Here is a 14,341-nt window from a genome sequence, read left to right on the forward strand (position 1 = left end):
TGCGGCGCTGAACCCTACTCCGCCGCGCTCAGGACGAGTTCGTCCTCGTCCTCCTCGGCGCCCTCGTAGCGGCCCTCCCATTCCTCGTAGGCGGGCACCTCCTCGTCGCGGGTGACGATCCACTCGAGGGAGTAGTTGCCGTCCTCGTCGATGGGCACCATGACGTTCTCGATCTTGATCCCGATTCCCAGCACCTCGGCGGCGCGGATGACCTCCGGCAGATCCTCTGCTCGGACGACGGTCTGATTCGCGTAGACGGTAACCATGCGCGGAATGGTAGCGGCACCCGCCGACATCGCGGCTACGGTCCGGTGAACTCCCGGACGGCCGCAGAACCTGCGGACACGACAAAAGCCGCCGTGGTCGTCGAGGCCGCGGCGGCTGGCGTCAGAGAAGAACGGACGGTCCCGGAGCGGGACCGGCGCGATCAGCCCAGCTTGTTGTAAGCCAGGGCGAGGGCCGACTTCTTGTTGGCGGCCTGGTTGGCGTGGATGACGCCCTTGGAGGCGGCCTTGTCGAGCTTGCGGCTCGCGAACTGGAGACGCTCGCCGGCCTGCTCCTTGTCGCCGGCCGCGGCGGCCTCCCGGAAGCTGCGGATCGCGGTACGCAGCGCGGACTTGACCGACTGGTTGCGCTTGCGCGCCTCCTCGTTGGTGCGGATCCGCTTCATCTGGGACTTGATATTGGCCACGCCTGTTTCCTCGTGTTCCTGTCGCTGAGTGGTCTGTACTGAGAAGTCGTACGCGTGCCGATCACCCGGGAAACGGGTAACGCATCGCCGAAGATCGAGGGTACCAGCCGCCGCGCGGCACACGAAATCGGCGCCGATCGGCGCCGACACGCCCGGCGGAGACCGCGATGTCCCGGCCGAGTGATGCAAGAAATTTACCTGTGTCTCACACGGCAAAGACGCTGCGTGTAGCACGATTTTCGCATGACTTCCGCCTCTCCGCCGCGTTCGGCCCGATCCCACGCACCGCATCGCGGCAGGTCACGGGAGCGGGCGGGGGACAACGCGCGGGCGGGTTTGTTCGAGGGCTACGGGCCGGGGCGTTTCGCGGACGCGTTCGACGAGATGTTCGACCACGCCGGACGGGTGCGCCAGCCGTACAAGGGGATCTTCGCCGCGCTGGCGCCCATCGACGTGGCCGATCTGGAGCGCCGTTCCGACGCGCTGGACCGGGCGTTCATCGACCAGGGCATCACCTTCTCGCTCTCGGGCCAGGAGCGCCCGTTCCCGCTGGACCTGGTGCCCCGGGTGATCGCGGCCGCGGAGTGGGCCAAGCTCGAGCGCGGGATCAAACAGCGGGTGGTGGCGCTCGAACTGTTCCTCGCCGACGTGTACGGCGAGCAGAACATCCTGCGCGACGAGGTGATCCCGAAACGCCTTGTGACCTCGTGCGAGCACTTCCACAGGGAGGCCGCGGGACTGGTGCCGCCGAACGGGGTGCGCATCCACGTGGCGGGCATCGACCTCATTCGGGACGAGCGTGGTGACTTCCGTGTACTGGAGGACAACCTGCGCTCGCCCTCCGGCGTCTCCTATGTGATGGAGAACCGCCGCACCATGGCGAGGGTGTTCCCGGATCTGTTCTCCTCGCACCGGGTTCGCGCGGTCGGCGACTACCCCACTTATCTATTGCGCGCGCTGCGGGCGTCCGCCGCGCCCAATGAAGCCGACCCGACGGTCGTCGTGCTCACCCCTGGCGTCTACAACTCGGCCTATTTCGAGCATTCGCTGCTGGCCAGGCAGATGGGTGTGGAACTGGTGGAAGGGCGCGATCTGTTCTGCCGCGACAACTTCGTCTACATGCGCACGACGGAGGGGGAGCGGCAGGTCGACGTGATCTACCGCCGCATCGACGACGCGTTCCTCGACCCGATGCACTTCCAGCCCAACTCGGTGCTGGGCGTCGCCGGGGTGCTCAACGCCGCCCGCGCGGGCAACGTGGTGATCTCCAGCGCGGTCGGCAACGGCGTGGGCGACGACAAGCTCACCTACACCTACGTGCCCACCATCATCGAGTACTACCTGAACGAGAAACCGGTGTTGCCCAATGTGGACACCTACCGCTGCTGGCTGGACGAGGAGCGGGAGCAGGTGCTCGACCGGCTCGCCGAACTGGTCGTCAAACCGGTGGAGGGGTCCGGCGGCTACGGCATCGTGATCGGTCCCGACGCCGGGCCGCGCGAGCTCGACGCGGTGCGCCGCAAGATCAAGGCCGATCCGCGCGGGTGGATCGCTCAGCCGGTGGTGCAGCTGTCGACGGTGCCGACCAAGATCGGCAACGAGCTGCTGCCCCGGCACGTGGACCTGCGCCCGTTCGCGGTGAACGACGGCGACGACATCTGGGTGCTGCCGGGCGGGCTCACCCGGGTGGCGCTGCCGGAGGGCTCGCTGGTGGTGAACTCCAGCCAGGGCGGCGGCAGCAAGGACACCTGGGTGCTGGCCGGGCGCACCTCGCCTGCCGAGCGGGAGCTCTCCGGCGCGGAGCTGGTGAGCGATCCGCCGCAATCGGATTCGCGCGAGGTCGGCCGGGAACTCACCGCCGCCCAGGCCAACCAGCAGCAACAACAACAGCAACAGGAACAACGGCAGGGCCAGCAGCAGCAAGCGTGGCGCCTTGGCCAACCGCAGCAGGTCCAGCACGGAATGCGGCGTCACGACGAGCGAAAGGGATAGCCCATGCTGGCTCGCAACGCCGAATCCCTGTACTGGATAGGCCGCTACACCGAACGCGCCGACGACACCGCGCGCATCCTGGACGTGGCCGTGCACCAACTGCTCGAGGACGCCACCGTCGATCCCGACCGCACCTCGCGGGTGCTGCTGAAGGTGCTCGGCATCGACCCGCCCGAGGGCACGCTGGACGTGTGGGCGGTGACCGACCTGGTCGGGTTCAGTCACGAGCACGGCGGTTCCATCGTGGACTCGATCGCGAACGCCCGCGAGAACGCCAGGGGCGCGCGGGAAGTCACCTCCAGCGAGATGTGGGAGTGCCTGAACGCCACCTTCAACGGCCTGCACGCGGCGGAGCGGGCCGCGCGCAGCCTCGGCCCGCACGAGTTCTTCTCCTACGTCAAGGACCGCGCCGCCATGTTCGCCGGCCTGTCCGATTCCACGCTCAGCCGCGACGACGGGTACCGCTTCCTGCTGCTCGGCCGTTCCATCGAGCGCGTGGACATGATGGTGCGCCTGCTGCTCTCGCGCGCCGGCGACCGCACCTCCTCGCCCGCCTGGGTGACGTTGCTGCGTTCGGCGGGCGCGCACGACACCTACCTGCGCACCCATCGCGGGGCGCTGGACGCGAACCGCGTGGCGGAGTTCATCCTGCTCGACCGGCTGTTCCCGCGGTCGGTGTTCCACGCGGTGCGGGTGGCCGAATCCTGCCTGACCGAACTGGATCAGCGGCCCAGCAGCCGGGTCGGCGCCCGGCACGAGGCGCAGCGCCTGCTGGGCCGCGCGCGCAGCGAACTCGAATTCCTGCCGCCCGGCGCGCTGCTGGAGGACCTGCAGGATCGCCTGCTCACGTTGCAGAAGACCTGCCGCGAAGTCAGCGAGGCCATCGCGTTGCAGTACTTCCACGCCGCGCCCTGGGTGGCGTGGACGGATCTGCGCAGCAGTCACGACCATCGCGTGCACGTGGAGGGGGAAGTATGAGCTGGCGGATCAGGGTGGTGCACACCACCGGTTACGTGTACGACGCGCCGGTCACCCGGTCGTTCAACGAGGCCAGGCTGACGCCGCGCGCGGACAGCAGGCAGAACGTCATCCTGAACCGGGTCGAGACGGTGCCCTCCACGCGGTCCTATCGCTACACGGACTACTGGGGCACGGCCGTCACCGCGTTCGACTTGCACGCCCCGCACACGGAACTGGAGGTGACGGGGTCGTCGGTCGTGGAGACCGAACCGTTCACCGGGCCCGCCGAGGAACTGTCCTGGGAGGAACTGCGCGCCGACCACGTCGCGGATCGATACGACGAATTGCTCCAACCCACCGCGTATGTGCCGCGCGATCGCAAACTCGCCACCATCGCGCGCCAGCACAGTCGCGGCGTATCGCCGGCCAAAGCGGTGATCAAAGCCTCCGAATGGGTGCACCGCGAAATGACCTATCTGGCGGGTACCACCTCGGTGCACACCTCGGCCGTCGAAGCATTCGCCGATCGGCAAGGCGTGTGCCAGGATTACGCGCATTTGACGCTTGTTTTGTTGCGCAGCATGGGGATTCCGAGTCGCTATGTCTCCGGATATCTGCATCCGAACCCGTCGGCCCGCATCGATGACACCGTCGCTGGACAGTCACACGCCTGGATCGAGGCGTGGACCGGCCAATGGTGGGGATACGACCCCACCAACAACATTCCGATCAGTGAACAACACGTGTCGGTCGGGGTGGGTCGCGATTACGCGGATGTGCCGCCGCTGAAAGGAATTTTCTCGGGCGGCGGTTCGACAGACCTCGAGGTCGTTGTAGAGATCACCCGTCTGGCGTAGCGTCCATTTCGCGGTACTTCTTCTGGCAGTGGGGTTCGGCTCGAGCGGAAGGTGTCTGTATGTCTCCGACAGCGCAGGAAGTTGTCGAGGAACTGGCCGAGGACGGGCCGGTTCCCGAGGGGAAGAAATGGGCGGCCGAGGCACTCGGCACGTTCGTGCTCGTCATGGGTGGCGTCGGCACCGCGGTACTGGCGGGTGAGCGGGTCGGCGCGCTGGGTGTGGCGCTCGCCTTCGGCCTCACGCTGTTGTTCCTGGTGTACGCGATCGGCCCGATCTCGGGGTGTCACGTGAATCCGGCGGTCACGCTGGGACAGTTGATCCTGGGGCGCCTCTCGGCGGTGAGCGCGGCGGGATACGTTGTCGCGCAGTTGATCGGCGCGTTCCTCTCGGGCCTGGTGCTCTTCGCCATCGCGAAGAACCTGCCGTCCTACGACCGCAAGACCGACGGACTCGGCGCCAACGGCTGGGGCCCGCACAGCCCGTCGGCGGAGACCGGCCCGCTGGGCGAGGTCGTGATCCGCGACGGTTACGGCATGGCCGCGATGATCATCATCGAGGTGATGCTCACGGCGCTGCTGGTGTTCGTGGTGCTGGCCTCCACCGACCAGATCTCCGACGTGCCGCTGGCCGGTCTGTCCATCGGCGTCACGCTGGCGGTGATCCACCTGATCTCGATCCCGGTGGACAACACCTCGGTCAACCCGGCGCGTAGCCTCGGCGTGGCCTTCTATCAGGAGGGCGCGGGCGGCCAGGTGTGGGCGTTCGTGGTGTTCCCGCTGATAGGCGGTGTGCTCGGGGCACTGGTCTACGGACTGCTTTTCGGGCGACGGGGACGGCAGCCGGCGTAGCCGGCGGGGTGGGTGAACTCAGCCGCGAAATGCTCAGCTGAGCGAATTCTCGTGCGCGGCCCCGGTTCCCCCGTGGAATCGGGGCCGCGACGCGTTCAGCTCCAGTGGTATTCGATGACGAGCCGGTGCGCGACCAGGTCGAAGGTCTTGCGCGCCAGGATGGCGCCCTCGCGGCGGATGCCCGCCTCCGGCACGTCCAGCACCCGGTCCAGCCGGACCCAGCTCGGCCTGCCGTCGTGGTCCCAGCTGCCGCTGCCGATGCCGACCCAGTTGCGATCGTGCGCGCGTTCGGGATTCGACGAGAGCATCAGCCCCAGCAAGGTGCGCCGGTCGCGCCCGACCACCAGCACCGGGCGGTCCTTGCCGTTGCTCGGGTCCTCCTCGTAGGGCACCCAGGTCCACACGATCTCGCCGGGATCGGCACGCCCGTCCAGGTGCGGGCAGTAGACGATCTGGCGGGCCCGCTCGGCGGTCGGCACGGGCGGGGACGCGGTGGGGCGCACGGCCGGGCTTCGATCACGCCTGCGCTGAGCGGCGCCGACCAGTCTCTCGACCAGCTTCGGGGCCTGCTGCTTGACGATCTTGGGACCCTGCTCCTTCGCGATCAGGCTCAACTGCTTGCCGAGAGAGTTCCAACTTCGGGCCATCCCTGGAGAATAACGGTGCGGTGACGACTACACATCCGGCCCGGGACGGCGCTCTCGGACCGGGTGCGGTCGGCCGCCGCCCGCGCGCATGGGACGATGGAGCGCAGTTTGCCCGGACCAGCCAAGGAGTGGAGTGCCCGCCAGCTTCGCCGACACGACGTTCACCGATCCGTCGCGGATCCGGAACTTCTGCATCATCGCCCACATCGACCACGGCAAGTCGACGCTGGCCGACCGGATGCTGCAGCTGACCGGTGTGGTCGAGGAACGGGCGATGCGCGCCCAGTACCTGGACCGGATGGACATCGAGCGCGAACGCGGCATCACCATCAAGGCGCAGAACGTGCGGCTGCCGTGGCAGGTGGACGACACCGACTATGTGATGCACCTCATCGACACCCCCGGCCACGTCGACTTCACCTACGAGGTGTCGCGCGCGCTGGAGGCGTGTGAGGGCGCGGTCCTGCTGGTGGACGCGGCCCAGGGCATCGAGGCGCAGACGCTGGCGAACCTGTATCTGGCACTGGACAAGGATCTGACGATCATCCCGGTGCTGAACAAGATCGACCTGCCCGCCGCCGACCCGGACCGCTACGCCGCCGAGCTGGCCCACATCGTGGGCTGCGAGCCGTCGGACGTACTGCGCGTCTCGGGCAAGACCGGTGTGGGCGTGCCCGAGTTGCTGAACGAGGTGATCCGCCAGGTCCCGCCGCCGGTGGGCGACGCCGACGCCCCGGCCCGCGCGATGATCTTCGACTCCGTCTACGACACCTACCGCGGCGTGGTGACCTACGTGCGCGTGGTGGACGGCAAGCTCACCCCCCGCGAGAAGATCAAGATGATGTCGACCGGCGCGACACACGAGCTGCTCGAGATCGGCATCGTCTCGCCCGAGCCCAAGCCCACCGCGGGACTCGGCGTCGGTGAGGTCGGCTACCTGATCACCGGCGTGAAGGATGTGCGCCAGTCCAAGGTCGGCGACACGGTCACGGCGGCGCGCGGCGGTGCGGTCGAGCCGCTCACCGGCTACCGCGAACCGCGCCCGATGGTGTACTCCGGCCTCTATCCCGTGGACGGCTCGGACTACCCGGACCTGCGCGACGCGCTGGAGAAGCTCCAACTCAACGACGCCGCCCTGAGTTACGCCCCCGAGACCTCGGTGGCGCTGGGCTTCGGCTTCCGGTGCGGCTTCCTGGGCCTGCTGCACATGGAGATCACCCGGGAGCGGTTGCAGCGCGAGTTCGATCTGGACCTCATCTCCACCGCGCCCAACGTGGTGTATCGGGTGGAGATGGAGGATGGTTCCGAGCAGGTGGTGACCAACCCCTCGTACTGGCCGGAAGGCAAGGTGCGCAGGGTGTTCGAGCCCGTCGTGAAGTGCACCATCATCACGCCGAGCGAGTTCATCGGCTCGATCATGGAGCTGTGCCAGGCGCGGCGCGGCGAGCTCGGCGGCATGGACTACCTGTCCGAGACGCGCGTCGAGCTGCGCTACACGATGCCGATGGCCGAGATCATCTTCGACTTCTTCGATTCGCTGAAGTCGCGCACCCGCGGCTACGCCTCGCTGGACTACGAGGAGTCGGGCGAGCAGGAATCGCAGCTGGTGAAGGTGGACATCCTGTTGCAGGGTGAGGCGGTGGACGCCTTCTCGGCGATCGTGCACAAGGACGCGGCCCAGGCCTACGGCCACAAGATGACCACCAAGCTGCGCGAACTCATTCCGCGCCAGCAGTTCGAGGTGCCGATCCAGGCGGCGATCGGCTCGAAGATCATCGCCCGCGAGAACATTCGCGCCATCCGCAAGGACGTGCTCGCCAAGTGCTACGGCGGTGACATCAGCCGTAAGCGCAAGCTGCTGGAGAAGCAGAAGGAGGGCAAGAAGCGCATGAAGACCATCGGCCGGGTCGACGTGCCGCAGGAGGCCTTCGTTGCCGCGCTGTCCTCGGACGCCCAGTCCGACAAGCCCAAGGACAAGAAGTAGCGGTCGGTTCCGGGTGCGGAAACCCCCGTTGAACTGGTATGTTGTCCAGTTCGATATACCCGTGAAAAAGGGGCTTGGCGTCCGATCGGCGGGGTGGCAAGGTTGTGGTGCTCACCACCTCCGGGGGGATCACCGACTCCGTGGATGTGACAGCTGGGTTCTCCGGAAATATCGTTAGGTGATCTTCACTCGGCTGCCCGGCATGGTGAGGATCGCTGGAGACCCGAGATGTGGAGCTTGCATGACGCGTGACCTGCCCTTCGACGACGACTCCGAGGGCGCTGAGCAGCCGGGCGACACCGCCTACCGCGTGGCCACGGGGGTCGCGCGTGTCGCCCGTGCGGGCGCGTACGTCACCGGCGGTGCCCTGGTGGCCGCCAACGGCGGCGGGGTCCCGGCCCAGCCGGGCGGCCAGCGTCTGGACAGCTGGAACACCGGGTGGGCGTCCTCCGCCGATCCCGATCCGGATGTGCCGAGCCCGGTGGTGACCTTCCCGGACCCCGATCCGGACGATCTGCCCTACACGCCCGATCCGGTCGGCGCGCAGGCGCCCGCACCCGGACTTCAGTTCGGCCCGGCGCCCGCGCCCGAGGGCCACTGGAACCCCCGCGTCGACGGACAACTCCGTCCGGGCGAGACCGAGAACAACAACCCGTATGAATGGTGGGACGAGCAGGGTTCCGCCCCGGGCTACGCGGACCAGAATCCGTGGGAACAGACGCAGCCGCCGGTCGAATCGGTACCCGGCGGCTCCTCGCCGTACGAATGGTGGGAACAGCAAGGCGGTTTCGGCCTGCCGGGCCACGGGCTCGGCCAGGCCGGGCACGGTTTCGGGCTGCCGGGTTCGGAGGGCTTCCTCGCGCCGGGCTCGAATCCCTTCGCGCTGCCCAAGATTCCGGCCGCGGGACGCACCGAGGAGACCGCCGCGTCGGAGCGCTCGGCGTCGTCGGACCGCGAGCCGGGTCTGGACGAGCCGACCAATCCCTTTGCGCAGCCGGGTAATTCGTACGGCGACATGTTCGGCGGCGTCGGCACGCCCGCCGATTTCGACGCGCCCGGCGATTTCGGGGTGTACCTCGGTGTCGAGGGCAGCGCCGAGATCTGGACCAAGCTCGAAGTCGATATGGGCATCGGCCCCGACGGGATGTATCTCACCACCGATCTGCGCGTCGAGGCCTCGGCCGAGTTCGCGGTGAAGACGGCGGCGGGCACCGATATCGGCACCCAGCTCGACAACTTCTCCGACTGGCTGTCCGGTTCGCGTCAGGATCCGGCCACGCCGCGCGTCGGCGAGCAGCCGGGCGCCTCGACTCCCGGTGTAGGCGGCGGACTTTCGGGCTCGGGCGTCGCGCCCGCCACCACCAGCGCCACCCCGCAGATCGCCCCGGCCGCGCAGCCCGCGCCGCACGCCGCGCCCGCCCCGCAGGCGGTCGCCCCGCCGGTGGCGCCCGCCGCGGCTCCCGCGCCGGTCGTCCCCGCTCCGGCTCCGGTTCCCGCACCTGTCGCGCCGGCTCCCGCGGCCGCCGCGGCGGCTCCCGTGGTGGCCACCCCGTTGCAGACGACGATCCAGCCGGAGGCCGCGAGCACCCCGATCGCGAATGTCATCGGCACTCCCGACGTGCCGTCCCCGCTGACCGCGCCCGCGGCGGTGGTGCCCGCGCTGTTCGTGGATCGTCCGGTGAAAACTCCGGAGCCCACCGTCACGCCGCCCACCGGCTCGCCGAGCACGCCGACGGTCGAACCTGGCAGCACGGCGCCCTCGGTGCCGACCACGATCACCCAGACGGTGCCCACCCCGTCGGTGCCCACACCGACCAAGCCTGACACCGATGTCACGCTGACCCCGGGCGTCACGAAGACGCCAGGTGTCACCGTGCCGCCCACCCAGGGCAACGGCGGCGGCTCGGATTCGACGATCACCAAGACGCCGGGCGCGACCGTCACCCAGCCCACCGGTACCCCCGGCGGCGGTACCGGCAACTCGGGCACCGGATCGCCGACCACGGGCGGCACGGGCACCGACACCGGCGGTTCCGCGGGCACCCCGTCGGTGCCCAGCGCGACCGCCGACGTCCCCACCGTCTCGGTCCCGACCGCGACCGTCGACGTGCCGACCTCGGCGCCCACCGCCGACGTGCCCACGGTCGACGTCCCGACCGCCACGGTGGACGTGCCGACGGTGGAGGTGCCGACCGTCGCGCCGACCACGGTGAACCCGGCGCCGGTCAAGCCGCCGACCATCGTGGAGCCGCCCAAGCCCCGCCCGATCAGCGATGACGACAACCTGGCCGCCTACCATCACGTGGCGACCGCGGGCAGCGCCGACCACTCGTTGCTCGCCGGTGGACTGAGTTCAGGATTGCTGCCCGACACGATCGGGTACCACCAGCCTGTCCACACCGCTCACGACGCCGACCTGTTCTACCGGATCTGACCGGGCGAGGGGAACGACGGACACTGTCCGGGACGGCTTATCGACGAACGAGACCACACGGGAGTTAGGAGGAGGCTTGTCTGCCGCAGCCGGGCTGGGGTCCGCGACGGTGAAACATCCGGACGCGATGACGCCGCTCATCCGGATACTGGACGAACTGCGGGAGACGGCTCGATCCGCGGGACGCGACGACCTGGGCGCACGCCTGGGCATGGTCCGCGCCCGCATCGGCGATCCCCGGGTGCGTCTGGTCGTCGTCGGCGATCCGAAGAACGGGATGAGCACGCTGGTCAACAGTCTGGTCGGCGCGCAGGTCAGCGCCACCGACACCGCGGTGAGCGCCCCCGTGATCGTGGAGTACGGCCCGGAGGCCAGTGCCACGCTGGTGAAGTCGGTGGGGCCGGGCCACACCGAACGCCAGCCGGTGGACCCGCTCGACCCCGGCCCCGCGCTGTTCGCGAAGGGTGTGGTGCGGGCCGAGTTCACTGAGCCGAGCCAGCTGCTCGCCGACGGCATCGTCCTGATGGACGCGCCGGGCTCCGGTGACGAGCGCACCCGCTGGTCGATGATCGCCGCCGCCGACGCGGTGCTCTACGTGACCGAGGCCGCGGCCGAGCTGACGCCCGCGCAGCTGGAGTACCTGCAGCGTGTGCAGCAGTTGTGCCCCACGGTGATCTGCGTGCTGAACAAGATCGACATGTACCCGCAGTGGTCGCACGTGCAGCAGCGCGATCGCGATCTGCTCGACGCCGCGGGCCTCGGTTTCGCGGTGGCGCCGGTCTCGGCGCTGCTGCACCGCCAGGCGGGCAACTACCAGCGCGATATCGAATCCGGGGTGCCGCAGCTGATCGACCACCTGCGTGACTACGTGGTGGCCCGCGCCGACGCCGTCGCGCGGGACTCGGCGCTGCGCGACATCCGGCTGGTCTCCGACCACCTGGCCGTCACCCTCTACACCGAGGCCGAGTCGCTGCGCGACCCGAGCCGCCGGGCCCAGATCACCCAGCAGCTGGCCGCCGCGCGCGAGGACGCCGACCGGCTGCGCCAGCGCACCGCCAACTGGCAGCTCGCGCTGGCCGACGGCGCGACCGAGCTGATGGCCGATATCGAGCACGACCTGCGCCACCGGTTGCGCAGCCTGGTGCGCGACGCCGAAGCCGACATCGCGCGCACCGATCCGGCGCGCACCTGGAAGGAGTTCGGCGAGGACCTCGACGCGCGCATCTGCGAGGCGGTCGAGGAGAACTTCGTCATGGCGCACTACCGCTCGGTGGAGCTGTGCGAGCAGGTGGCCGCGAAGTTCCCCGCCGACAACCGCACCCCGCCGCTGCCGGATCTGCGCCTGGCCAATCCGGGCGAGGTGCTCGAGCCGGTGGCCCCGCTCGAATCGCTGGACAGCGCGAAACCCGCGGTGACCGAACAGTTCCTGTCGGGTCTGCGCGGCTCCTACGGCGGCATCCTCATGGTCGGCCTGGCCACCAGCCTGCTCGGCATGTCGCTGGTGAACTGGTACTCGGCCGGCGCGGGCGTACTGCTCGGCGTCAACGCGATCTGGGACGACCGCAAGAACCGCAAACTGCGCCGCCGGTCGGAGGCCAAGGTCGCGGTCGCGCGACTCATGGACGACGTGATCTTCCAAGTGAGCAAGGAGTCGCGCAATCGCCTGCGCGCCGTGCAGCGCGCGCTGCGCGACCACTTCACCGATATCGCCGACGAGGTACTGCGCACCGCCGACGACGCGTTGCGCGCGGCGGAGGAGTCCTACAGCAAGTACGGCGACCGCCGCGAGGAGCGCATCGCCGATCTCGAAGCGCAGCTGTCGAGCCTGCGCGCGCTACGCGACCGCGCCGAGGCGCTGACCGCCTGACCCAGCCCGCCGACGGGTCAGGCATCCGTGCCGCGGCGCTGGCCGCCCGACCCACCCCACCCCCGTTCAGAGCGTCCGCGCCGCCGGAGTGTGCGCGGGCTGGAACTGGCTTGCGTCGCGGGACTCCTCGGCCCGGATCACGTGCGTCACCGCGTTGATCAGCGCCAGGTGGGTGAACGCCTGCGGATAGTTGCCGAGGTGGCGTCCGCTGCGCGGGTCGATCTCCTCGGCGTAGAGCCGCAGCGGGCTGGCGTAGCCGAGCAGCCGCTCGCACAGGTGCCTGGCGCGTTGTAGTTCGCCGATCTCCACCAGCGCCGACACCAGCCAGAACGAGCAGATGGTGAACGTGCCCTCCTCGCCGGACAATCCGTCGTCGGTGGTCTCGGTGCGGTAGCGCAGCACCAGTCCGTTCTCGGTGAGGTGGTCGGCGATCGCGAGCACGGTCGCGCGGACGCGGTGGTCGTCGGACGGCAGGAAGCGGGTCAGCACCACCAGCAGCAGCGAGGCGTCCAGCGTCGTGCCGCCGTAGGTCTGGGTGAACACCCCTTCGGGGGTGACGCCGTGGGCGAGCACATCGGCCTTGATCGTCTCCGCGATCTCGTACCATTCGCTCGCCCGCTCGAACTGCCCGTGCAGTTCGGCCAGCTTCGCGCCGCGGTCCAGCGCGACCCAGCACATCACCTTCGACGAGGTGAAATGCTGGGGCTCCCCGCGCACTTCCCAGATACCGCGATCGGGGTCGCGCCAGTGCGCGATGGCCGCGTTCACCTGGCGCTCCAGCAGCGGCCACAGCGTCTCCGGCACCTGCTGGCGCGATTTCACGTGCAGGTACACCGCGTCGAGCATGGTGCCCCAGATGTCGTGCTGGTCCTGGTTGTAGGCGCCGTTGCCGATGCGCACCGGGTGGGCGCCCTCGTAGCCGGAGAGGTGGTCGAGCTCCTGCTCGGTGAGTTCGCGTTCGCCGCCGATGCCGTAGAGCACTTGCAGCGGCACGGGTTCGCCCCGTTCGCCGGTGGTGGCGTCGTTGAGGAAGGCGAAGAAGTCGTTGGCCTCGCGGTCCAGGCCCAGCGTGTACAGGCCCCACAGCGCGAAGCTGGCGTCCCGTACCCAGGTGTAGCGGTAGTCCCAATTGCGTTCGCCGCCAGGGGTTTCCGGCAGCGAGGTGGTGGCCGCCGCCATCAGCGCACCGGTCGGCGCGTAGGTGAGTCCCTTGAGCGTGAGCGCGCTGCGCTGCAGGTAGCTGCGCCACGGATGGTCGGGGAACTTGCCGAGCGTGATCCACTGCCGCCAGCACTCGGTGGTGGCCCACATCTTCTCGGCCGCGTCCGCGAATGTCTTCGGGGCGGGCAGATCCGACCAAGTGAGCGCGACGTACTTCTCGTCGCCGTCCTTCATCCTGGTCCTGGCCCGCGCCTCGCGTCCCTCGAGGCCGAGGCGCAGATCGGTGGTGAGCACCAGCGCGGGACCCTGGCCCGAATCGTCGACGCAGCGGGCGGTGGCCTCCTCGTACACCTTGCCGGTGTATTCCCAGTGCGCGGCGGCGCGGTGGTAGTCGAAGGCGGGCTCGCAGCTCACCTCCAGTTCCACCGTGCCGCTCACGCACTTCACCGTGCGCAGCAGCATGTGCTCGGCGTCCCAGTCCATGGGGGTGCGGCGGTGTGTGCGGCTGCGCTGATCGTTGTTGTGCCAGGTGCCGAGCACCAGCGCGTCGCGCACGATCAGCCAGCCGGTGTCGGTCTGCCAGGTGGTCTCCAGGATCATGCCGCCGGGCAGGTAGCGGCGCGCGGCGGGCACGTTGACGCCGTACGGGCCGACGCGGAAATGCCCGGCGCTGCGGTCCAGGATCGCGCCGAACACGCTGGGGGAGTCGGGGCGCGGTACGCACATCCACTCCACCGCGCCGTTGCTGGCCACCAGGCAGCTGGTCTCGCAGTCGGAGAGGAAGGCGTAGTCGTCGATGGGCGGGAACGAGCCGTGGTGCCTGGATTCGGTGAGCATGCTGGGGACGGGCAGATCATCGGTCGACGCCATACCCCATCATCGGGGCGCGACGCGTCCGCC

Annotated in this window: 11 protein-coding genes; 7 read left to right on the plus strand and 4 right to left on the minus strand. The window is 69.2% G+C overall.

The annotated features are described in order from the left end of the window. Positions 1 to 14: 14 nt before the first annotated feature. Both OHB21_RS20670 and rpsT read right to left on the minus strand, forming a co-directional pair. Positions 15 to 266: a hypothetical protein gene (locus OHB21_RS20670; protein ID WP_067511688.1), complete on the minus strand. Its 252-nt coding sequence runs from the start codon at positions 264 to 266 to the stop codon at positions 15 to 17. Between the two features lie 161 nt (positions 267 to 427). Next, positions 428 to 691 (minus strand): 30S ribosomal protein S20, encoded by a 264-nt coding sequence (rpsT, locus tag OHB21_RS20675; protein WP_067511649.1) that lies wholly within the window; start codon positions 689 to 691, stop codon positions 428 to 430. A gap of 243 nt (positions 692 to 934) precedes the next feature. Here rpsT and OHB21_RS20680 point away from each other — a divergent pair, with 243 nt between their 5' ends. Genes OHB21_RS20680 through OHB21_RS20695 form a run of 4 tightly spaced genes read left to right on the plus strand, consistent with a single transcriptional unit; the run spans position 935 to position 5,348 of the window. Then, complete coding sequence (locus OHB21_RS20680) at positions 935 to 2,683, plus strand: circularly permuted type 2 ATP-grasp protein (RefSeq protein ID WP_407674991.1); 1,749 nt, start codon at positions 935 to 937, stop codon at positions 2,681 to 2,683. Between the two features lie 3 nt (positions 2,684 to 2,686). Next, positions 2,687 to 3,661: an alpha-E domain-containing protein gene (locus tag OHB21_RS20685; RefSeq protein ID WP_067511653.1), complete on the plus strand. Its 975-nt coding sequence runs from the start codon at positions 2,687 to 2,689 to the stop codon at positions 3,659 to 3,661. Continuing rightward, the gene (locus OHB21_RS20690) at positions 3,658 to 4,500 is read left to right on the plus strand and encodes a transglutaminase family protein (protein WP_067511655.1); all 843 of its coding nucleotides are present in this window, start codon (positions 3,658 to 3,660) and stop codon (positions 4,498 to 4,500) included. Before OHB21_RS20685 ends, OHB21_RS20690 begins: the two co-directional genes overlap by 4 nt. A 59-nt stretch (positions 4,501 to 4,559) precedes the next feature. Beyond that, positions 4,560 to 5,348 carry an aquaporin gene (locus OHB21_RS20695; RefSeq protein ID WP_067511657.1) on the plus strand — a complete coding sequence of 263 codons (789 nt, stop codon included), beginning with the start codon at positions 4,560 to 4,562 and terminating at the stop codon, positions 5,346 to 5,348. Between the two features lie 95 nt (positions 5,349 to 5,443). Here OHB21_RS20695 and OHB21_RS20700 read toward each other — a convergent pair whose 3' ends face one another. After that, positions 5,444 to 5,995 (minus strand): type II toxin-antitoxin system PemK/MazF family toxin, encoded by a 552-nt coding sequence (locus OHB21_RS20700; protein ID WP_067511659.1) that lies wholly within the window; start codon positions 5,993 to 5,995, stop codon positions 5,444 to 5,446. 88 nt (positions 5,996 to 6,083) lie between these two features. Between OHB21_RS20700 and lepA the strand changes: the two genes are divergently transcribed. The 3 genes from lepA to OHB21_RS20715 all read left to right on the plus strand — a co-directional run bounded on the left by lepA (position 6,084) and on the right by OHB21_RS20715 (position 12,280). Beyond that, a complete protein-coding gene (gene lepA / locus OHB21_RS20705; protein WP_067511661.1) occupies positions 6,084 to 7,979 on the plus strand; it encodes a translation elongation factor 4 in 1,896 nt (631 codons plus the stop codon). Positions 7,980 to 8,220: 241 nt separating this feature from the next. Next, positions 8,221 to 10,413: a hypothetical protein gene (locus OHB21_RS20710; protein WP_113975239.1), complete on the plus strand. Its 2,193-nt coding sequence runs from the start codon at positions 8,221 to 8,223 to the stop codon at positions 10,411 to 10,413. 76 nt (positions 10,414 to 10,489) lie between these two features. Next, complete coding sequence (locus OHB21_RS20715) at positions 10,490 to 12,280, plus strand: dynamin family protein (protein ID WP_067512013.1); 1,791 nt, start codon at positions 10,490 to 10,492, stop codon at positions 12,278 to 12,280. 66 nt (positions 12,281 to 12,346) lie between these two features. On the opposite strand, the gene OHB21_RS20720 is transcribed toward OHB21_RS20715, so the two are convergent. Further along, the gene (locus tag OHB21_RS20720) at positions 12,347 to 14,311 is read right to left on the minus strand and encodes a glycoside hydrolase family 15 protein (RefSeq protein WP_084537980.1); all 1,965 of its coding nucleotides are present in this window, start codon (positions 14,309 to 14,311) and stop codon (positions 12,347 to 12,349) included. Between the last annotated feature and the right edge of the window lie 30 nt (positions 14,312 to 14,341).

Source organism: Nocardia puris (assembly GCF_036051655.1).
In the GTDB taxonomy this organism is placed as follows: domain Bacteria; phylum Actinomycetota; class Actinomycetes; order Mycobacteriales; family Mycobacteriaceae; genus Nocardia; species Nocardia puris.